The 21,541-nt window shown below is 35.5% G+C and carries 15 protein-coding genes; 14 read left to right on the top strand and 1 reads right to left on the bottom strand.

Translation table 11 applies throughout. The features are described 5' to 3' along the window. Nucleotides 1-124: 124 nt before the first annotated feature. From BLP44_RS19165 to BLP44_RS19130, 8 genes are all read left to right on the top strand, one after another. On the top strand, nucleotides 125-1,717 hold the full coding sequence (locus BLP44_RS19165) for an MFS transporter (RefSeq protein ID WP_066034231.1): 1,593 nt from the start codon (nucleotides 125-127) through the stop codon (nucleotides 1,715-1,717). 96 nt (nucleotides 1,718-1,813) lie between these two features. Next, nucleotides 1,814-2,653 (top strand): 5-dehydro-4-deoxy-D-glucuronate isomerase, encoded by an 840-nt coding sequence (kduI, locus tag BLP44_RS19160; protein ID WP_091135256.1) that lies wholly within the window; start codon nucleotides 1,814-1,816, stop codon nucleotides 2,651-2,653. 1 nt (nucleotide 2,654) lies between these two features. Continuing rightward, nucleotides 2,655-3,446, top strand: coding sequence for a gluconate 5-dehydrogenase (locus BLP44_RS19155; RefSeq protein WP_091135253.1), 792 nt, complete (start codon nucleotides 2,655-2,657; stop codon nucleotides 3,444-3,446). 24 nt (nucleotides 3,447-3,470) lie between these two features. Continuing rightward, nucleotides 3,471-4,871 carry a glucuronate isomerase gene (gene uxaC, locus BLP44_RS19150; RefSeq protein WP_091135250.1) on the top strand — a complete coding sequence of 467 codons (1,401 nt, stop codon included), beginning with the start codon at nucleotides 3,471-3,473 and terminating at the stop codon, nucleotides 4,869-4,871. 125 nt (nucleotides 4,872-4,996) lie between these two features. Further along, nucleotides 4,997-6,016 carry a sugar kinase gene (locus BLP44_RS19145; RefSeq protein WP_008467674.1) on the top strand — a complete coding sequence of 340 codons (1,020 nt, stop codon included), beginning with the start codon at nucleotides 4,997-4,999 and terminating at the stop codon, nucleotides 6,014-6,016. Between the two features lie 11 nt (nucleotides 6,017-6,027). Beyond that, a complete protein-coding gene (locus BLP44_RS19140) occupies nucleotides 6,028-6,696 on the top strand; it encodes a bifunctional 4-hydroxy-2-oxoglutarate aldolase/2-dehydro-3-deoxy-phosphogluconate aldolase (RefSeq protein WP_008467672.1) in 669 nt (222 codons plus the stop codon). 219 nt (nucleotides 6,697-6,915) lie between these two features. After that, nucleotides 6,916-8,364: a tagaturonate reductase gene (locus tag BLP44_RS19135; protein WP_066034235.1), complete on the top strand. Its 1,449-nt coding sequence runs from the start codon at nucleotides 6,916-6,918 to the stop codon at nucleotides 8,362-8,364. Between the two features lie 38 nt (nucleotides 8,365-8,402). Then, complete coding sequence (locus BLP44_RS19130; RefSeq protein ID WP_008467667.1) at nucleotides 8,403-10,025, top strand: UxaA family hydrolase; 1,623 nt, start codon at nucleotides 8,403-8,405, stop codon at nucleotides 10,023-10,025. Between the two features lie 259 nt (nucleotides 10,026-10,284). On the opposite strand, the gene BLP44_RS19125 is transcribed toward BLP44_RS19130, so the two are convergent. Next, on the bottom strand, nucleotides 10,285-11,313 hold the full coding sequence (locus BLP44_RS19125) for a LacI family DNA-binding transcriptional regulator (RefSeq protein WP_091135248.1): 1,029 nt from the start codon (nucleotides 11,311-11,313) through the stop codon (nucleotides 10,285-10,287). A 288-nt stretch (nucleotides 11,314-11,601) separates the two neighbouring features. On the opposite strand from BLP44_RS19125, the gene BLP44_RS19120 reads away from it, so the two are divergent. From BLP44_RS19120 to BLP44_RS19095, 6 genes are all read left to right on the top strand, one after another. Further along, entirely contained in the window at nucleotides 11,602-13,041 is a 1,440-nt protein-coding gene (locus BLP44_RS19120; protein ID WP_091135318.1) for a glycoside hydrolase family 28 protein, read from the top strand. 30 nt (nucleotides 13,042-13,071) lie between these two features. Continuing rightward, nucleotides 13,072-16,173, top strand: a complete 3,102-nt coding sequence (locus BLP44_RS19115; RefSeq protein ID WP_091135246.1) for a SusC/RagA family TonB-linked outer membrane protein — start codon at nucleotides 13,072-13,074, stop codon at nucleotides 16,171-16,173. Between the two features lie 12 nt (nucleotides 16,174-16,185). Next, complete coding sequence (locus tag BLP44_RS19110) at nucleotides 16,186-17,874, top strand: RagB/SusD family nutrient uptake outer membrane protein (RefSeq protein ID WP_091135244.1); 1,689 nt, start codon at nucleotides 16,186-16,188, stop codon at nucleotides 17,872-17,874. Nucleotides 17,875-17,974: 100 nt separating this feature from the next. After that, nucleotides 17,975-18,913 carry an alpha/beta hydrolase gene (locus tag BLP44_RS19105; protein ID WP_091135243.1) on the top strand — a complete coding sequence of 313 codons (939 nt, stop codon included), beginning with the start codon at nucleotides 17,975-17,977 and terminating at the stop codon, nucleotides 18,911-18,913. A 12-nt stretch (nucleotides 18,914-18,925) separates the two neighbouring features. Beyond that, the gene (locus BLP44_RS19100; RefSeq protein WP_091135241.1) at nucleotides 18,926-19,891 is read left to right on the top strand and encodes a DUF4861 family protein; all 966 of its coding nucleotides are present in this window, start codon (nucleotides 18,926-18,928) and stop codon (nucleotides 19,889-19,891) included. A gap of 266 nt (nucleotides 19,892-20,157) precedes the next feature. Beyond that, a complete protein-coding gene (locus tag BLP44_RS19095) occupies nucleotides 20,158-21,381 on the top strand; it encodes a glycoside hydrolase family 88/105 protein (protein WP_091135239.1) in 1,224 nt (407 codons plus the stop codon). Nucleotides 21,382-21,541 lie beyond the last annotated feature (160 nt).

Below are 21,541 nucleotides of genomic sequence, written 5' to 3'. Positions count from 1 at the left end.
TTGTGCAATCGATTACATTTGTTTTCTTTTAAGGTGTTAATTTATTGATTATGCTATTTTTAGAAAGCAGTAAATATAGTCTTTTAAGATTGCCAAAATTATAAAACTATAATACCCACTTACTATGAATCAAACCGAAACCGTTGCAGTAAATCAGAGTCTCAAAACCACAGGGAAATACCGTTGGAGTATTTGTGCATTATTATTTTTTGCAACTACAATTAATTATTTGGACAGACAAGTACTTTCTTTAACCTGGAGTGATTTTATTGCGCCAGAGTTTCACTGGACCAATAACGATTATGGAAATATCACTGCTTTATTTTCTATTTTCTATGCAGTTTCATTATTATTTGCAGGCAGATTTGTAGATTGGTTAGATACTAAAAAAGGATTTCTTTGGGCAATTGGAATTTGGTCTGTTGGAGCTTGTCTTCACGCTTTCTGCGGAATTGCAACTTCAGGAATTATTGCGGGAGAATGGTTTGTGAGTTTTCATGGTTCAAAAGAGATAATCAGTACAATAAGCGATACAGCATTGGTAATCAATGTAAGTGTGGCTTTATTTATTTTTGCGCGTTTCGTTTTAGCAGTGGGAGAAGCAGGAAATTTCCCTGCAGCAATTAAAACAACTGCAGAATATTTTCCTAAAAAAGACAGAGCTTTTGCAACCAGTATTTTTAATGCAGGTGCTACAGTAGGAGCTTTGGCGGCTCCGGTTACAATTCCTTTTATTGCAAAATACTTCGGTTGGGAAATGTCATTTATCATTATTGGAGCTTTGGGATTTGTATGGATGGGATTCTGGATGTTTATGTACGATAAACCAGAAAGACATTCGAAAGTTACACCAGAAGAATTGGCTTATATTCAGCAAGATGATATTGAAGACAGTAAAATCGGTTTTAAACCAGAAGCTGGAGGTAAAGTGTCTTTAGCAGATTGTTTTAAATACAAACAAACTTGGGCTTTTGCATTTGGTAAATTTATGACAGACGGTGTGTGGTGGTTTTTCTTATTCTGGACTCCAGCGTATTTAAGTTCGGTTTACGGAATGGATTCAACAGAAGCGGCATTGCCATTGTTTGTGCTGTATATGATTACCTTATTGTCTATTATTGGAGGATGGCTGCCGACTTATTTCGTAGAGAAAAAAGGAATGAATCCGTATGAAGGAAGAATGAGAGCGATGTTAATTTTTGCTTTTTTCCCATTGTTAGCTTTAATAGCGCAGCCATTAGGATATATTAGTTACTGGGTTCCAGTAATTATTATCGGAATTGCAGGTGCGGCTCACCAATCTTGGTCGGCAAACATCTTTACAACAGTAGGAGATATGTTTCCCAAAAAAGCAATCGCAACCATTACAGGAATCGGAGGTTTAGCAGGTGGAGTTGGTTCAACTATAATTAATAAGGGATCAGGTGTTTTGTTTGATTTTACCCAACGAAACTGGAGCTTGGTAGACGGGCAATCTTTATTAGCAAAATATCCACAATTTTTAAATCCAGAAACTGAGAAAGCATTTTTAAAAGAGAGAGGTGTTGCGAATTTAGCCGAGTTTTTGAAATTATTATCAAAATCTGGGGAGACGGTTGTTGATGGTATAAACTCTGGATATATGATTATTTTCTCTATTTGTGCTGTTTGCTACTTAACAGGTTGGATTGTTATGAAAACTTTGGTTCCTAAATATAGTCCAATAACTGATTTATAAAGAGAAACACACAAAATTGAAATATTTTTTTCATTTCAATTATGGTTATTCCATTTAAAAAATTAATTTTGTGCAATCGATTACATTATTTAAATTATGACAAAATATAGTTCAAGATACGCGTCAAGCCCAGAAGCTGTAAAAAAATATGATACGCAGCAATTGAGAGAAGAATTCTTAATTGATGATTTAATGCAGGAAGATGAAGTGGTTTTGGTTTATTCGCATTATGACAGATACATTGCAGGTTCTGCAGTTCCGGTAAAAGGAGATTTAGTTTTAGAAACAATCGATCCTTTAAAAGCGCCATATTTTTTGGAGCGTAGAGAATTAGGAATTATCAATGTTGGCGGAAGCGGTTCTGTGGTAGTAGAAGGAACAGCTTATGAGTTAGGTTTTAAAGATGCTCTATACATCGGAGCAGGAAATAAAGAAGTAGTTTTTAAAAGCGATGACAAAAACAATCCTGCGAAGTTCTATTTAAACTCTGCACCAGCGCACACGAGTTATCCAACCAAAAAAGTAAGCTTAGCTGAAGCTAATAAATTGCAATTGGGAACAATGGAAACGGCAAATCACCGTACTGTAAACCAAATGATTATTGGAAGCGTGGTAACAACTTGCCAATTGCAAATGGGAATGACAGAATTGAAACCAGGAAGTGTTTGGAATACAATGCCTGCTCACGTACATGATCGTAGAATGGAAGTGTATTTCTATCTAGATATTCCACAAGATCAGGCAGTTTGCCACTTTATGGGACAACCGCAAGAAACAAGACACATCTGGATGAACAATCATCAGGCAGTAATTTCCCCACCTTGGTCTATTCACTCAGGTTCTGGTACTAGCAACTATACATTTATCTGGGGAATGGCCGGTGAAAACTTAGATTACGGAGATATGGATGTTTGTAAAATCACTGATTTAAGATAAAATGACAAATTTATTTGATATAAAAGGAAAAGTTGCCCTTATCACAGGAAGCACGCACGGACTGGGAATGGCAATGGCAAAAGGATTAGGTCAGGCAGGTGCTACAATTGTGGTAAACGGAAATTCTTCTCAGGAAAAAATTGATCATGCAGTAGCAGAATTAAAAGGCGAAGGAATCAATGCGGTAGGCTATAAATTTAATGTAACAGAAGAACAAGAAGTAAAAGAAGCTGTTGCTAAAATTCAAAGCGAAGTTGGGCCAATCGATATCTTGATCAATAACGCTGGAATTATTAAAAGAATTCCGCTTCTGGATATGGAAGTTTCAGATTTCAGAGAAGTAGTCGATATTGATCTTGTAAGTCCGTTTATTGTTTCTAAGCATGTAGCAAAAGAAATGATTGAAAGAAGACAAGGAAAAATCATTAACATTTGCTCTATGATGAGCGAATTAGGAAGAAATACGGTTTCTGCTTACGCTGCTGCAAAAGGAGGCTTGAAAATGCTGACGAAAAACATGGCAACAGAATGGGCAAAATACAATGTTCAGATCAACGGAATTGGTCCTGGATATTTTGCTACAGAGCAAACCAAACCTATTAGAGTTGACGGTCATCCGTTTAATGATTTTATCATTAGCAGAACTCCTGCAGCAAAATGGGGAGATCCAAGCGATTTGGCCGGAGCAGCAATATTTTTATCTTCCAAAGCAAGTGATTTTGTAAACGGTCACATTTTATATGTAGATGGTGGAATCCTTGCCACAATCGGAAAACCTTCAAACGAAGAATAATTTTCAAATTATATTTAAAAAGATATGAGCCAGACTTTCATTAACGATAATTTTTTATTAGAAAATAAATATGCTGAAGAGTTATACCACAATTACTCTAAGAATCAGCCTATTATTGACTACCACAATCACTTAAATCCGCAGTTTATTGCCGAAGATAAAATCTTTGAAAATATTACTCAAGTTTGGATCAATGGTGACCACTACAAATGGCGTGCAATGCGTACTTTGGGAATCAACGAGCAGTTTGTAACAGGAAATGGTTCAGATAAAGATAAATTCTTAAACTGGGGAAAAACTGTTCCGTACACTATGCGTAATCCGTTGTACCACTGGACACATTTAGAATTGGCTCGTTATTTTGATATTTATGATTTATTGAATGAAAAGTCGGCTGAGAAAATTTATATAGAAACTTCTGAGAAAATAAATTCTCAGGCGTACAGCACGCAAAATCTTCTTAAAAAAGTAAACGCTGAATTGGTTTGTACTACAGAAGATCCAATCGACTCTTTAGAATTTCACCAAAAATTCGCAAATAATTCGACTGGAATTAAAATGAGTACGGCTTTCAGACCTGATAAAGCCATCTTAATTGCTAATGATGGTTATAATGCATATCTGGACACATTAGGGGATGTGTCCGGTATTGCAATTAACACGTATGCTGATTTACAGTCTGCTTTACGAAAAAGAATCGAATTCTTTAATGCAAACGGATGTAAATTAAGCGATCATGGATTGAATCAAATTGATTTTGAAAACTTTACAGAAAGTGAAATCAATGCGATTTTCAAAAAGAAAAGAGAAAATGAAGAGTTGTCTCAAGAAGAGGTTTTAAAATTCCATAGTGCTATTTTAGTTTTCTTATCAGAAACCTATCATGAGTTTGGATGGGTACAGCAATTTCACTTAGGTGCATTGCGTAACAACAACGCTCGTATGCACAGAATCTTAGGCCCAGATACAGGGTGGGATTCTATTGGAGATTACCCTCAAGCACAAAAATTATCTGCTTTCTTAAATGCTTTAGACAGTAAAGATAAATTGACCAAAACGATTATCTATAACCTAAATCCTGCTGATAACGAAGTTATGGCAACGATGATTGGAAATTTCAACGACGGAAGCGTTCGCGGAAAAGTGCAATTCGGTTCAGGATGGTGGTTCTTGGATCAGAAAGATGGAATGACAAAACAATTGAATGCGCTTTCAAACATGGGCTTAATTAGCTGTTTTGTTGGAATGCTGACGGATTCAAGAAGTTTCTTATCGTTCCCAAGACACGAATATTTCAGACGTATTTTGTGTAATCTTTTGGGTGACGAAATCAAAAGAGGTGAGCTTCCAAACGATATGGAATGGATCGGAAAATTAGTTGCTGATATTTCATACAACAACGCTAAAGAATATTTTAAGTTTTAATTTTTCTAACCATTCAGACATTAAGAAAATTAAGTTTTTGCTCTAATAAGTAGTTACTTAAATAATAAAGATAAGTTAAGCTTAATTTTCTTAATCTCTTAATGGTAAAATATAAAAAAGATAGTATGAGTAGAGTAGTTGCATTTGGAGAAATCATGCTGCGTTTATCGACAGAAAGACATTTGCGTTTTTCGCAATCTACAGCATTTGGTGCTACTTATGGTGGCGGTGAATTTAACGTATGCGTTTCTTTGGCAAATTATGGTGTAAATGCTGAATTTGTTACCAGACTGCCTGAAAATGAAATTGGTTTTTCTGCATTGAAAGAAATCAGAAAAATGAATGTTGAATCTAAAAACATTGTTTATGGAGGAGAACGTTTAGGAATTTATTTCTTAGAAACAGGTGCAGGAACGCGCGGAAGCAATGTAGTATATGATCGTGCTCACAGCGCCATGTCGACTATACAAAAAGGGCAGGTGGACTGGGAAAAGGTTTTGGAAGGTGCAGAATGGTTTCACTGGAGCGGCATTACGCCAGCAATTTCAGAAAGTGCGGGCGAAGCTTGTTTAGAAGCAATTAAAGTCGCTCACAAAAAAGGAATTAAAATTTCATGCGATTTAAACTATAGATCAAAACTTTGGCAATATGGAAAAACTCCGAGCGAGGTTATGCCGGAAATGCTGAAATATAGCAATGTAATTTTAGGAGATATTGATACAGCGTATTTTATGTTGGGAATTCCAAAAGTGAATCCGAATTATCAGGACGAAAAATCGCTTCCGGCGGTATATGATAAATTGTTCGAATTGATTCCGAGTCTGAAAGTGGCAGCAACAACACTGCGTTATTCTGTTAGCGCTTCGCATCAAAGAATTGGCGGAATTTTATATGACGGAAAAGCGATTTACAGTGCAGCAGTTAAAGAAGTTACGCCAGTTGTAGACCGCGTTGGAAGTGGAGATGCCTTTATGGGCGGATTAATCTACGGTTTGTTGGAATACAATAATAACCAAAGAGCTTTAGATTTTGCAGTTGCAGCTTGTTGTTTAAAACATACAATTGCTGGAGATTACAACTTGGTTACCTTAAAAGAAGTTGAAAATATGATTGATGGTGATGGTTCTGCATTAGTATCAAGATAAGAAATATAAAAATGGCAAAATATTCACGAATTGAAGTAGCTCAGACCATGAAAGAAAACGGGATGGTTCCGTTGTTTTTTCATTCTGATATCGAACTAAGTAAAAAAGTTTTAAAAGCGTGTTATGATGGAGGTTCCAGATTAATGGAATTTACGAGTAGAGGCGATTTTGCTCATGAAGTTTTCGGTGCTTTAAATAAATATGCTTTAGCAGAACTTCCAGGAATGATTTTAGGAGTGGGTTCTGTTACAGATGCAGCATCGGCTTCATTGTATATGAGTTTAGGAGCAAATTTTATTGTGACTCCAGTTTTTAGAGAAGATATAGCTATAGCTTGTAATCGCAGAAAAGTGCTTTGGTCGCCAGGTTGCGGTACTTTGACAGAAATAGCAAGAGCAGAAGAATTAGGTTGCGAAATTGTGAAATTATTTCCAGCTGATACTTACGGACCAGAATTTATTAAAGCGATAAAAGGTCCGTGTCCTTGGACGAATATTATGCCGACAGGAGGGGTTTACCCAACAAAAGAAAGTTTAAGTTCATGGCTGAATGCAGGAGCAACCTGTGTTGGTTTAGGTTCGCAATTAATTTCAAAAGATATATTAGACCAGAAAGACTTCGATGGTTTAACTGCAAAAGTAAAACAGGTTCTTGACATTATAAAAGATATTAGAAAATAGATTAAGGGGTAATCATGCCTGACTCCTTATTTTATAAGTTTTTTAGATTTTTAGAGATTGTAATTGAACATTACGCTTGAAAAATTTAGCTAGCCATTCCTCACAGCCGGCTTTATTTTATCCAATCGGGTGTAATGTTTCTTTTGCAATTTTAAAGGCAGAAATAGAGAGTTAAGGTTATAAATGGTTATTTATAACAGATTAAAGAAGTAAATCAAAATGGAAAAAATAAACAGATCAAACGCAGGACTTACAGAAAAACTTCCAATTAAAATCGTGCAATTTGGAGAAGGAAACTTCTTGAGAGCTTTTGTTGAATATGCCATTCAGAAATTGAATCAAAATGCTGATTTTAATGCTGGTATTGCAGTGGTGCAGCCAATTGACAAAGGTTTGGTAAACATGATCAATGCGCAGGACGGATTGTATACTTTGTTTATGAAAGGAGTTAAAAAAGGTGAGGAAATTCAGGAAAAAGAATTGATTACTAATATTGTAAAAGCAATTGATCCGTATGCTTCTTTTCAAGATTATTTAGCTTTGGCTAAAGAAGAAGAGTTAGCTTTTATTATTTCTAATACAACTGAAGCGGGTATCGAATATATCGCTTCAGATTTGCCAACCATGCAGCCACCGGTTTCTTTCCCTGCAAAACTAACTGTTTTACTTCACGAAAGATTCAAACATTTTAATGGTGCTGCAGATAAAGGATTGACCATTATTCCTTGCGAATTAATCAATTACAACTCTGATACTTTAAAAGAAATTGTTTTCAAATATAGTGCTGACTGGAAATTAGGAGCAGAATTTGAGGCTTGGTTAACCAACAGCTGTTCTTGGCATAATACATTGGTAGACAGAATTGTTCCAGGTTATCCAAAAGATCAAATTGAAGAATACAATGCACAATTAGATTACAAAGATGATTTGATTGTAAGTGCAGAAACTTTCTTTTTATGGGTTATTGAAGGTGATGATAAATTGAAAGCAAAATTGCCGTTTGACAAAACAGATTTAGATGTAAAAATCATTTCTGATATGCAGCCGTACAGAACTCGTAAAGTGAGAATCCTTAACGGAGCACATACTGCAATGGTGCCATTCTCGTTGCTTTACGGAAACGAAACAGTAAAAGAAACTGTAGATAATCCGTTTACAGGAGATTTTATCAATAAAGCTTTGTTTGAAGAAATCAATGAAACTTTAAACATGGATAAAGCAGAATTGGCGAGTTTCTCAGAAGAGATTTTAGACCGTTTCAGAAATCCATTCATCAAACATTTATTGTCTTCAATCGCTTTAAACTCGATTTCTAAATTTAAAGTTCGCGTATTGCCAAGTTTAACAGGATATGTAGATGTTCACGGAAAACTTCCGGTTCATTTGACTTTTGCTTTTGCAGCTTTAATTCGTTTCTACAAAGGAACTTGGAACGGACAAGATTTACCGGTTAACGATAGCGAAGACATTACAACATTCTTCAACGGACTTTGGAAGTCTGACGATTACGAAAAAATTGCTCGTTTAACATTGCAAAACAAAAATTTCTGGGATGAGGATTTAACAGAAATTCCTGGTTTAACAAGAGCAATCACAATTGCTTTGGAAGAAATAGATTCAAACGGAATTGAAGCTGGTTTTGCTAAGTTTCAAGAAAGAATAAAATAAGAAAACACAAAAAAAAGAACAAAGAACAAAGGTTAATTATGGCAACGCAGAAAAAATTAATAAAAGTTCACCCGACCGACAATGTTGCGGTTGCTTTGGTGGATCTTACTGCAGGCGAAGTGATTGATTTTGAAGGACAATCAATTACAGTAGAGTCTGATGTAAAAATGAAACATAAGATTGCAATGGTTCCTTTTAATGTAGGGGATAGAATCATTATGTACGGTGTTTTGGTTGGAAAAGCAAGTGCAAGAATTGAAAAAGGCGGATTGCTTTCTACTGCTAACGTAAAACACGAAAGTGATAAAGTTACTGGTAAAACGGAAACCATTGGCTGGACAGCTCCTAATGTTGATAAATGGAAAGACAGAACGTGGCAGGGCTATCATAGAGAAGATGGACAGGTTGGAACAGAAAATGTATGGCTGTTTTTTCCATTAGTTTTTTGTGAAAACAGAAACATCGAAATCTTAAAAGATATTTTTGAGAAAGAGTTGATGAAACCAAAAGAAAACGATTACCAATTATTGTTGCGTTCTTTGGTAAAATCAGAAACAGGTGGAGCGGGAAATCAAGAAGCTTCAAACGATGCAAACTTGTTCAATAATATTGAAGTTAAATTCATTACACACCAAGGCGGATGCGGTGGAATTCGTCAGGATTCTCATAGTTTAGCTAAACTTTTGGCTGGTTATGTAAATAATCCAAACGTGGCTGGCGCAACTGTGTTGAGTTTAGGATGCCAAAATCTTCAGATTTCAATTTTCAAAGAAGCTTTAGATGCGATTAATCCAAACAGTAAAAAACCTGTTTTAATTTACGATCAGCAGTCTATCGGGACAATTGAAACGATGTTAAGCAGTGTGGTAAAAGACACTTTCGAAGCGATTAAAAAAGCAAACGAAATTAAGAGAGAGCCAGCCCCATTATCTAAACTAAGAATTGGTTTAGAGTGCGGTGGATCTGACGGATTCTCTGGAATTTCTGCAAACCCAACATTGGGAGTGTTATCAGATCATTTAGTTGCTTTGGGAGGAACTACAATTCTTTCTGAATTTCCTGAATTATGTGGAGTAGAACAGGAATTAGTAAATCGTTGTATAGATGATAAGGACGGAAAACGTTTCTTAGATTTAATGCAATGGTACGAAAAAACAGTTGTGGATGCAGGTTCAGGATTTGATATGAATCCGTCTCCGGGTAACATTAAAGACGGTTTGATTACAGATGCTATGAAATCGGCTGGTGCTGCTAAAAAAGGTGGAACATCACCAATTACAGGCGTTTACGATTACGGAGAATATATTAGCGAACCAGGCTTTACGCTATTATGTACACCAGGAAATGACGTAGAATGTACTACTGCAATGGTAGGTTCTGGAGCCAATATGGTATTGTTTACAACAGGTTTAGGAACTCCAACAGGAAACCCGATTGCTCCAGTTGTAAAGATTTCATCAAACACACAGTTAGCAAACAAAATGTCTGATATTATCGATATTGATACTGGTGGAATTATTACAGGTGAAAAAACTATTGATGAAATGGCTGACGAAATGTTAGAATTCATTATTGACGTTGCCAGTGGTAACATTAAAACAAAGGCAGCTATTTTGAATCAGAATGATTTTATTCCTTGGAAAAGAGGGGTGTCATTGTAGTTTTTTAGGTGCTAAGGTTCTAAGGGACAAAGTGACAAAGTTTATATAGGAGACGCACAATATAGTGCGTCTTTTTTTTGTGTTAGGTTTATCTATAGAGATGTACAGTAGTTTGTCTCTTGTTTTTAGAGAAAGCTTCGGAGAAGCGAAATATTTATAGCAAAAGGTTAACGGCTATAACATAAAGCTCCAGAGGAGCTTGCAAAAAAAAAAGCCCATTCTAAAAATGAGCTTATATAACTTATATGGTGAAAAAAAATTAAAAATTAGTTCTTGTAGAAGATTTACGAATGTGTAATTCTGGTGCAAGCACTACCTTTTTTTCGATTTTAATAGTATCTGTTTTGTCGACCTGCTCTAAGAAAACGCGAGCAGACATTCTTCCCATTTCAAGTGGTGACTGATCTACAGAAGTGATTGATAATTCCATGAATTTAGTAAAAGGTTCGTTACTGAAACCAGCTACGCAAAACTCACTCGGAATGCTGATATTACGTTCTTTCAGTTCCTGAATTGCACCCAATGCGGCAAAATCACTTGACGAAAATATCGCGTCAGGAGGAGTTTCTAATTGAAGGAGTTTATCAACAGCATCTTTACCTGCGTCAACGCTACTTTTGGTATAAATAACGTATTCTTCTTTAAAATCAAGTCCGCTGTCTAATAAGGCTTGTTTGTATCCTAAAAACCTGTTTTTAAAGATGTCTAACGATTGATCTCCAGAGAAATGAGCAATATTTCTGCAACCTTCATCAATTAAATGTTTTGTAGCCAAATAACCGCCTTTAAAGTCATTAATAGTTACAGAACTCACGCCATCGATGTGTTTGCTTCTATCAAAAAATATTAGCGGAACATTTTTCTCCAATACATTTCTAAAAGCGCTATCATTTTCATCTGAAATACCCGTTACAGACATCATGATCCCGTCAACTTGAGCATCTACAAGTGTATGAAGGTTTTCATTCTCCCTTTTTATGCTTTCGTGAGTCTGACAGATAATAACCTGATAACCGTGAGGATAAAGCTCTTCTTCGATTCCTCGGATAACCGATGCGAAAAAATTACTGTCAATACGCGGAACAATAACTCCGATATTATTACTTCGGCCACTCTTTAAAGCCAGCGCCAGTTTATTTTGCTTATAATTCATCGCAGCAGCAGTCTTGATAACTAGCTCACGCGTCGCCTCCTTTATTTTAGGATTATTGTTTAACGCTCTGGAAACTGTTGCAGCTGTGATGTTTAATTTTTCAGCAATATCGTAAATAGTTACTTTTTCACTCATTCAAAAAAAGTTTATCGAATTATTTTTAAACAAAAGTACATTTTTTTTCATTATGCAATGAATATTGTTATCGATTACCATAATTAAAAACTCAAACGTTTTAGATTCTACAATGATAATAAATTATCTAATTTTTTGCATTAAATGTAATTAAAATTTGTAATAAAAATTAAATATATAATTTTTTTCTAAATTAATTTGGTCTCTTAGAACAATTTTTCTACTTTCGTGTAATCGATTACATAAAACATGAAGTTTTTGATATTCAAACAAGAAAAATCTGTGCAAATGATTACAAATAAGATAGTCGCAACAAAAAAGATTCTTTTTTTAGCCTTTTTAGGACTTTTAGTGTCATCATGTGCAAGACATTCTTCTCCTGTTTCCTCAGAGAATCCATGGCAAAAAATGGATTTGGTTATAAGAAGTATTCCTCAAGTTCATTTTTCAGATAAAATTTATAACATAAATGATTTTGGAGCTGTTGCAGATGGAAAAACATTAAACACTTTAGCTTTTCAAAAAGCAATACAAGAATGTGCTGCAAATGGAGGTGGTCGAGTTTTAGTTCCAAACGGAAAATATTTGACAGGCGCAATTCATTTGGAAAGCAATGTTAATCTGCACTTAGAAGATCATGCTGAAATTCTTTTTAGTTTAAATCCGAAAGATTATCCTATTGTTCATACTTCGTGGGAAGGTACAGAAGTGATGAATTATTCTCCGCTTATTTATGCAAAAAACAAAACCAATATTGCGGTAACAGGAAAAGGCACGCTAAACGGTCAAGCTGATAGTACCAACTGGTGGATTTGGTCTGGAGGAAAAAACTATGGCTGGAAAAAAGGAATTCCGTCTCAAAATGATCCAACAAACCGTGAAGTTTTGGTAGATATGGCAGAAAGAGGAGTGCCGGTATCAGAAAGAGTTTTTGGCGATGGACGTTATTTAAGACCAAATTTTATTGAGTTTTTTGAATGTAATACTGCTTTAGTAAAAGATATTATAATTATCAATTCTCCATTTTGGATTTTGCATCCAATTAAAACAAACAACATGATTATTGATGGCGTAACGGTTAATAGCCATGGCCCGAATAATGATGGTTGTGATCCAGAATATTCGCAAAATATCGTAATCAGAAACTGCACTTTCAATACAGGTGATGATTGTATTGCGATTAAAGCAGGGCGCGATGGTGACGGAAGAAGAGTAGCTATACCAAGTAAAAACATCATTGTGCAAAACTGCAAAATGATTGACGGTCATGGTGGTGTTGTAATTGGAAGCGAAATTTCTGCAGGAGTAAATAATGTTTTTGTAGAAAACTGTGTGATGGACAGTCCGAATTTGGATCGTGCCATTCGTATAAAAACCAATTCAAGGAGAGGCGGAATCATTGAGAATATCTATGTGCGAAACCTTGAAGTGGGAACGGTAAAAGAATGCGTCTTGAAATTAAACATGTTTTATAATGTATACGGATCTCAGACAGGGAATTTTATTCCAACCATTAGAAATGTAAGCTTAGAAAATGTGACTGTAAAAAACGGTGGTAAATACAGCGTTTGGGCAGAAGGTTACGCAGAATCTCCAGTTGAGAATATTACTTTGAAAAATGTAAAGATTCAAAAGGTTGATTCCCTCTATTTATTAAAAAACGTAAAAAACATAAATTTTATAAATACCTACATCAATGAGAAAAAAGTAGAATCTATTACAAACTAAACACTATCAATTAACCAAACTTTAAACCACATGAGTATTAAACAATTATCTAAGAAAAAAGACAAGTACTTTGTATTTTTCTTTTTCCTGAATTTCTTACTGTGCAGTTCTATATATGCGCAGACAACCACAATAGAAGGGAAGATTACCGACGCTACTGGTATGTCACTGCCAGGGGTAAACATTAATGAGAAAGGGACAAAAAACGGAACTTCAACAGATTTTGAAGGAAGTTTTAAGATTAATGTATCAAACAGTAAAGCTATTTTAATAATAAGCTATTTAGGATTTCAGACACAAGAAGTAAGCGTTGCTGGAAAATCAAAAATCAATGTGACACTTGCTGAGCAATCCAATTCATTAAATGAAGTTGTTGTGGTCGGATACGGCTCTGTAAAAAAGACCGATCTTACCGGATCTGTTAGTACCATTAGTGCAGCAACGATTACAGAAAGAAATACTACAAGTCCGTTAGAGGCAATTCAAGGAAGTACGCCAGGAGTTCAGATTTCATCTGCTTCAGGACGTGCAGGAGACGGATACAAAGTGGTAATCAGAGGGAACAACTCATTAGTGGGGTCATCGCCTTTATATATCGTAGACGGCGTTCCAGTTGATAATATTGACTTTTTGAACCCGCAGGATATTTCTAGAATGGACGTTTTAAAAGATGCTTCTTCGGCTGCAATTTATGGTTCTAGAGGAGCGAGTGGTGTTATTATCGTAACTACAAAAAGTGGTGCTAATGTTAAATCTGGAATTAACGTAACTTTTGATACTTCTTACGGAACTAAAACTGCCGCTAGAATGCCAAAAATGATGACTGGAGAAGAGTGGTGGAAATTCCATCAGGTTGCGTATATGAGTGCAACACCTCAAACACAAACGCCAGCGCAATTAGCCGCTTTAGCAGGAAATCAGAGTCCTTTATTGGTTTCTCGTGCCAACAACGGTTATAATTTTGACTGGACAGATGCTGTTCTTAAACCGGGTATGACACAAAACAATTATTTGAATGTTACAGGACGTTCAGATTCTGGTTTGAGCTATAACTTAGGATTTGGCGTTCAAAGCGATGAAGGGCTTATCGAAAATGATTCGACAGATAAATATTCTTTTAAGTTAGGATTGAATCATAAAATCAATGATAAATTTACGACAGGCGCCAATATTACGGTTGCACGTCTTGATACGCAATTAGGCAGTGATCTAGCAATGCAGGATGCTTTCAGATTAAGTCCGCTAATGTCGCCTTGGGCTGTTGATGCACAAGGAAATGAAAAAGTGGGAACGCTATTTTTCCTTCCAGGGAAATTAACTTATCCTGACGGTTCATGGGCAATTAATAAAACAAGTACCGTAAACCCTTTAATGGAAATTGCCAATTCTTCTCAGACAGAAAAAACATGGCAAACTGTTGGAAATGTTTTCTTCCAATATCAGCCGTTAAAATGGCTTTCGTTCAAAACAACATTTGCAGCCGGTATCGAAAATACTGTTACCAGTGCTTCTTATAAAGCGCAAACCAATGCAGGTGTTACCTTAAATGGAAAAAACTCAGCATCAATTAAAAACTTCAACAACTTTAATTATACTTGGGATAACCAGATAGACTTGAAACACACGTTTAATGAAGTGCATGATTTTAGTGTTTTATTATTGCAGAGTTTGTACTCAAATGTTGATGAAACGTCTTATTTATATTCTAACAATCAGCCTTTTGATGTTGGATCAAATAATATGGGATCTGGAGTTCAGACGAGTTATAACATAAGTTCAGGCTATCAAAAGAATACTTTAAGTTCTTATGCGGTTCGTTTAAATTATACTTTTAAAGACAAATATTTATTGACAGCTTCTACAAGATGGGATGGTTCTTCTGTTTTATCTGAAGGCAATAAATGGCAAAGTTTCCCTTCTGTAGCTTTAGGATGGAAAATTAGCAAAGAATCTTTCTTAGCAAACAGTTCAGTAGTTTCAGATTTAAAACTTCGTGCGAGTTTAGGATATACAGGAAATGACAACGTTGCGCCTTATACTTCTCAGGCTTTATTAAATCAGCAGACTTTTTATGCAAACGGAGCCAATGTGGTTTCGGGCTGGCAGTCTGAAAATTTAGCGAATCAAAATTTAACTTGGGAAAAAACACGAGAGTTAAACTTTGGTCTTGATTACGGATTCTTAAACAACAGAATTACAGGTAGCGTAGACGTTTATGACAGACTTTCAGATAAATTAATTTATAAACAAGAATTGCCTCTTGAAACAGGTTATAAAAACACATTTGCTAATGTTGGATCTGTTAGCAATAAAGGAGTAGAGGTTTTGTTAACTACAAAAAATATTAAAAGCAAAAATGTAAATTGGGAAACTACTTTTACGTTTACTAAAAACGTAAACAAATTAGAGTCAATTTACAATCAGGATAAAGTAAGTGATATTGGTAATAAATTAATCTTAGGATCTGAATTAAATCCAAACTACAATTATGTTTATGATGGAGTTTGGCAAGAAAGCGAAGCGGCGCAGGCAGCATCTTACGGAATGGCTCCTGGACAGGCAAGACCAAAGGATTTGAACAATGACGGGAAATTCAACCAAGATGATAGAACTGTAATCGGAAACGCAAATCCAGACTGGCAGGGAAGTTTATATTCTAAATTGACAGTTGGCAATTTTGATTTCAATTTTTCAGTTTTAACAAGCCAAGGGCAAACGGTTTTGAGTACTTTCCACCAAAATTTTGCTGATGTAAGTGATAGAGGACGTCAGAAATTGGCAATGGATTATTTTATTCCAACAAACGGAACAGGAATCGCGGCTAATGCAAATAATGAACACCCAAGACCAGGCCCTGTGGCTACTGGAGCAGGAGCTTATTGGACTTCTTTATTTGGGTATTACAGAGACGTTTCTTACGTGAAAATTAAAAATATATCTTTAGGATACACATTGGATTCTGAATTATTGAAAAGGCTTAAAATCAGTAATCTGAGAATTTATGTGAATGTTTTAGACCCATTTGTATTTACAGATTTTGATGGATATGATCCTGAATGGGCTGGTGCTGCTTTTGGAGTAAACCGTCCAGCATCAGTGACTACGCAATTGGGATTAAGTGTTAAATTTTAATAAAGATATCAAATGAAAAAATTCATCATATTATTAGGAATCATTGTGGGAACTTTAAGTTCTTGCAGTAATTATATAGAAGAGGAAAGTTTGTCAAATGTTCCTGCTGACGGAACTTATAAAACAGCTGCTGGTTTTCAATTATTAATAAACACAAATTATGCTTGGCTTAAAAGCATTTATGGCGGAAATCCGTGGCTTTTTGAGGCAGGAACAGACATGTACGCCGAAGGAAGAACTCCAGAGCCTGCAGGTCTAAGCCAGTATACGCTTTTAATTCCGTCTTCAGACAATGTTGCCGATTTGTACAGACCTTGTTATCAGTTAATTCAATCTGTGAATAAAGCAATTTATTATTCAAGTGTAACAGAACAAACTGCCAATTTGAATATGCTATTAGGAGAAGCTAGATTTTTAAGAGCTCAAGCCTATTTCTTATTAGTTCAGACCTATGGAGGTGTGCCAATTGTAAGTGAAAATATTACAACACCAGTTTTATCTTTTACAAGAAACAGCGCAGAAGAAGTGTATGCACAAATCATTGCAGATCTCGATTTTGCTTTAGCCAATGTAGGAACTGCTGCTTATAGTACATCTGGAAAAGTAAACAAAAGAGCTGTAAACGATTTATTGGCAAAAGTGTACTTGACAAGAGGATACGAAACTTTTGCAAAACCTGATGATTTTTCTAAAGCTGCAGTTTATGCAGATGCTGCAATTGGGGGACAGGCATTAAGCCTTCCTTTCAATCAGCTATTTGTTACAAAGGCAGACGGTACGGATAACGATTTAAATGCAGAAACTATTTTCTCCGTTCAGTATGACAAGGCTTCAACAAGTACAAGTCCTACAACATTAGGAAACAATCAGTTTTACTATTTCAGTTCGTATTTAGGAGGAGCAGAAACCGGAGCGCCATTAAGAAGCTACAATTTGTGTCCTACAGATTACGCTTTAGGTTTATACGAAAAAGGCGATGCGAGATGGAACGCGACTTTTATGACTGAAATTGTAGAAGGGCCAGAAACAACAAACGGAGTTACAAAAACGGTTTTATATTATCCGTACTATAGAAGTTCAACCCCAGCTTCTTTAAAAGTAAGACATTTTTATGAGCCAAAATGGTTTACACCTGCAGATAAAACAGCATGGATGACCGCTAACGCTTCTAGACTAGCTTCTACATTTGTATATCATCCTTGGGGAGAATATTCTGCAGCACATACGTTAATTAAAAACTTAGACTGTTACACAATTCCAGTTAAGAAATTTGATGATGCAAATCCGACTACGCCTTCAAGTACAGGGCCTGTAAGCACAAGAGATATTATTGTTTCAAGACTTGGAGAAACGTATTTAATTGCGGCAGAAGCATATTTAAAAGCTGGAAACCCAGGAACAGGATTAGAGCGTTTAAACGAGGTAAGAAGAAGAGCAGGAGTTGCTAATGCCACTTTAGCTCAGTTTAATATCGATTATATCTTAGACGAAAGAGGAAGAGAACTATTAGGCGAATACAAACGCTGGTTCGACTTAAAACGTACAGGAACTTTGGTAGCAAGAGCTTCAGCTCATAATTATAAAATTAAAGAAGCAAATTTTGTGGGTGTTGACGGTAAGCTTAAAATATTAAGACCAATACCACAATCTGCTTTAGATTTAAATCAAAATAAAGATTTCCCTCAAAATCCTGGTTATTAGTAATTTGTTAGTTTTTTGAGAACTATGTTTTTTGAAGTAGTTAAAAGGGAGTTTGACTATAGGTCGAACTCCTTTCTTAACTAAAAAGTAAAGAGTAGAAATGCGAAAATTGAAATTAATATTAGTGTTGTTTTTTAATGCAATTGTAATGCAAAGCCAGCAGTACAAGGTCGACACGTCGTATACCATTAAAAGCACTTATGCTAAATTAATTAAGAAATATCCGTTTATCACAATTCCAGAAATAAAAGCAAACCCAGACGTTAAAGAAACATTTGATTTGGTTTACAATCAAGAACAAGATCGCGTTTTACATTTAGATGCTTTTGTTAATACCAAAAAGAAAAAAAATCCTGCTGTAATTATGATTCATGGCGGAGGATGGAGATCGGGAAATAAAAATCAAATGCAGTTTATCGGAAAAGGAATTGCAGCAAAAGGCTATTCTTGTTTTTCGATCGAATACAGATTATCATTAGAAGCAAAATATCCAACAGGAGTTGTTGACGTTAAGAACGCGATAAAATTTATCAAAGACAATGCGGCGAAATTTAATGTAGATCCAAACAAAATTGCGGTTTTAGGCTGTTCTTCGGGAGGGCAAATGGCAGCTTTGATTGGTGCAACAAATACTAATCCGCTTTTTGAAGATAAAAATTTTAAAAGCCGTTCTTCTTCAAAAGTTCATGCCATAATTGATGTAGATGGAGTCTTGGCATTCAAACATCCAGAATCTTCAGAAGGAGATATGGCAGCATTTTGGCTGGGAGGAAAATCAGATGAGATTCCTGAAAATTGGAAAAATGCTTCAGCACTGAGTCATACGGACAAAAATACACCGCCGGTATTATACATCTGCAGCAGTATTCCGAGATTTCATGCAGGAAGAGACGACATGATTCAGATTTTGAACCAATATAAAATCTATAATGAAGTGCAGACTATTCCAGATTCGCCACATTCATTTTGGTTTTATGAGCCTTGGTTTACACAGACAATCTCGTACAGCGTACGATTTTTAGATAAATTTTTTAAATAATTTAGAATACAAATGAAAGCAAAAATCACCACAGCAGTTTTATTTTTCGCAGGTCTAACAGCCATAAATGCGCAGAAATATGATATCAAAACCAATAAAACGTATGCCGAAATATCTGCAAAAACAGATGGAAAATGGGAAGGAAGAAAGTACAAAGGCGGTACGGTGTTTAAAAATGTGGACCGATTAAAGTTGGCTCCAGAGCATACTGACCATTCTTTTGACATTCGTTATGAAGGACCGGGCTGGGAAAACAACAGAATTGGATACCGTTTGTATTTGGATTGGAGAAATGCTATTGATATCTTCGGAAAAAAGACATCAGAAAATATTCTGCCAAAAGTAGGGCAGGACGGTTTCGATTCGTACCATGAAATGAGCGATTGGGGAGCAGACATTTTAAAAGCAGGAAAAGGAATCGGAATTGGTTCTATCGACCGTTATTTAAACAATGAAAAATTACACTTTCGTGAAGTTGATTCAACCATTGCAACAGTGGCTAATAAAGCTAAGGAGTCTACAGTAAAAGTAAATTATTATGGATGGAAAACAGCTTCAGATAAAATCGATTTTGTTTCAGAATTGACCATTAAACCAGATCAATTGTATACGCAACATACGATTAAAGCATCACAAGCAATCAAAGGAATCTGTACTGGAATCGTAAAACAAAAAACAGCCGAATTGCTTAAGAAAGAAAGCAAAAACAAAAAATGGGCCTATTTGGCAACTTACGGAGAACAATCTTTGGTTCCAGATAAGTTAGGAATGGCAATTTTTTATGAAATTAGTACTATCGAAAACATAGCAGATACAGACTTAGATTATCTTTTAGTTTTTAAACCAACTACAAAAGCGGTGACTTTTTACCTTTTGGGAGCTTGGGAACAAGAGGTAAACGGAATCAAAACAAAAGAAGAATTTGCTCAATATTTAGATAAACAATTGGAAGTGCTGAACAAAAAAGGCAAAATGTAAATTGTTTTTTGGCACTCCCGATATTATCGGAATAGAAGATTAAAATGATTTAAAAATCTGCTCAATCTGCCGAATCTGCGTGAGAATAATTCTAACACATAGAAACATAGAATTTATTGTATTTTAAAAGAGTATCAAAAGAAGCTCGCTTCTTACACATAGCATACTATGTTTTTTATTGCAAGTGAAACACCTTTTATTAAGTATTCTAAACTATGTGTCTATGTGTTTTTAAAAAAAATAGTTGAATTTAAATATATGTTGAAATGAAAAATAGTAGAAAGCACAATTACTTCATGTCGGCTCTGATGGTCTGTGTTATGACTATTACGAGTTGTAAAGTAACCTCACAGGAACCTGCAAAAGATATCGTAATTGGAAAAAATGCGAAATGGTCTGATAAAATGGCTTTGACCTTGATGAAACGCCATCCAGAATCGTATATGATTGACGATGCTAAAAAGCCAAAGTGGGATTACGTTCATGCTTTAGTGCTGCATTCAATAGAAGAATTGTACAAAAAAAATCCTGATGCGAGATACAAAAATTACGTAAGAAGTTATGTGGATCAGTTTGTGCAAACAGACGGAAGCATTACTACGTATGAGTTTGATAAATACAATATTGATTTAGTATTGCCGGGACGCCTTCTTTTTGATGTATATGAAACTTCAAAAGATGAAAAATACTTAAAAGCATTACAGCTAATTCGCAAACAGCTTGCAGAGCAGCCAAGAACTCAAAGCGGCGGATTCTGGCACAAACAAATCTATCCAAACCAAATGTGGTTAGATGGCTTATACATGGGAGAGCCATTCTACGCAGAATACACAGCTAAATTTGAAAACGGAAAAAGTTTTGATGATATCGCAAAACAATTTGAAGTAATTCAGCTTAAAGCTACAGATCCAAAAACTGGATTATTGTACCATGGTTGGGACGAAAGCAAGCAAATGCCTTGGGCAGATAAAGAAACAGGAAACTCTCCAAATTTTTGGTCTAGATCTTTAGGCTGGTACGTAATGGCTTTGGTTGATGTTTTAGATTATATGCCAAAAGACCATCCAAAAAGAAAAGACTTGATCAAATATTTAAACAATGCTTCTGAAGCGATTCTTAAATTTCAAGACAGCAAATCAGGTTTGTGGTATCAGGTTACAGACAAAGGCGGTCAAAAAGATAATTATTTAGAAGCTTCTGGTTCGGCTATGTTTGCGTATGCATATGCAAAAGGAGTAAACAAAGGCTATTTGCCAGCTAAATTTAAAAAAGCAGCCAACAAAGCTTTTGACGGATTAACTACAGTTTTAATCAAAAAAGTAGACGAAGATGGCGGAATCACTTTAACCAACTGCTGTCAAGTGGCAGGTTTAGGAGGAAATCCTTACCGTGACGGATCTTACGAATATTACGTAAACGAAAGAAAAAAAGACAACGATCCTAAAGCAACAGGGCCTTTTATTTTGGCTGCTATTGAGTTGAACAGATAATTGATAATTGAAAATGATAATTGATAATTGATAATTGATAATTGTCAATTGTTAATTATCAATTGCAATGCCTTGTCTTGCTGAGCGGAGTCGAAGCATCGCAAAGTAACTCCTCAAAGAAAAGCAAATTTAGAACCCGACAGGTTTTTAGAACCTGTCG

It is taken from the genome of Flavobacterium anhuiense, assembly GCF_900101855.1.
GTDB lineage: Bacteria > Bacteroidota > Bacteroidia > Flavobacteriales > Flavobacteriaceae > Flavobacterium > Flavobacterium anhuiense.
Note: the sequence above shows the minus strand (reverse complement) of the source record. Positions and strands in the feature narration are given on the sequence as shown.

Excerpts from the sequence above, each read along its gene's own strand:
- BLP44_RS19165 (WP_066034231.1), top strand. The coding sequence starts at position 125 with ATGAATCAAACCGAAACCGTTGCAGTAAATCAGAGTCTCAAAACCACA.
- kduI (WP_091135256.1), top strand. The coding sequence starts at position 1,814 with ATGACAAAATATAGTTCAAGATACGCGTCAAGCCCAGAAGCTGTAAAA.
- BLP44_RS19155 (WP_091135253.1), top strand. The coding sequence starts at position 2,655 with ATGACAAATTTATTTGATATAAAAGGAAAAGTTGCCCTTATCACAGGA.
- uxaC (WP_091135250.1), top strand. The coding sequence starts at position 3,471 with ATGAGCCAGACTTTCATTAACGATAATTTTTTATTAGAAAATAAATAT.
- BLP44_RS19145 (WP_008467674.1), top strand. The coding sequence starts at position 4,997 with ATGAGTAGAGTAGTTGCATTTGGAGAAATCATGCTGCGTTTATCGACA.
- BLP44_RS19140 (WP_008467672.1), top strand. The coding sequence starts at position 6,028 with ATGGCAAAATATTCACGAATTGAAGTAGCTCAGACCATGAAAGAAAAC.
- BLP44_RS19135 (WP_066034235.1), top strand. The coding sequence starts at position 6,916 with ATGGAAAAAATAAACAGATCAAACGCAGGACTTACAGAAAAACTTCCA.
- BLP44_RS19130 (WP_008467667.1), top strand. The coding sequence starts at position 8,403 with ATGGCAACGCAGAAAAAATTAATAAAAGTTCACCCGACCGACAATGTT.
- BLP44_RS19125 (WP_091135248.1), bottom strand. The coding sequence starts at position 11,313 with ATGAGTGAAAAAGTAACTATTTACGATATTGCTGAAAAATTAAACATC.
- BLP44_RS19120 (WP_091135318.1), top strand. The coding sequence starts at position 11,602 with ATGATTACAAATAAGATAGTCGCAACAAAAAAGATTCTTTTTTTAGCC.
- BLP44_RS19115 (WP_091135246.1), top strand. The coding sequence starts at position 13,072 with ATGAGTATTAAACAATTATCTAAGAAAAAAGACAAGTACTTTGTATTT.
- BLP44_RS19110 (WP_091135244.1), top strand. The coding sequence starts at position 16,186 with ATGAAAAAATTCATCATATTATTAGGAATCATTGTGGGAACTTTAAGT.
- BLP44_RS19105 (WP_091135243.1), top strand. The coding sequence starts at position 17,975 with ATGCGAAAATTGAAATTAATATTAGTGTTGTTTTTTAATGCAATTGTA.
- BLP44_RS19100 (WP_091135241.1), top strand. The coding sequence starts at position 18,926 with ATGAAAGCAAAAATCACCACAGCAGTTTTATTTTTCGCAGGTCTAACA.
- BLP44_RS19095 (WP_091135239.1), top strand. The coding sequence starts at position 20,158 with ATGAAAAATAGTAGAAAGCACAATTACTTCATGTCGGCTCTGATGGTC.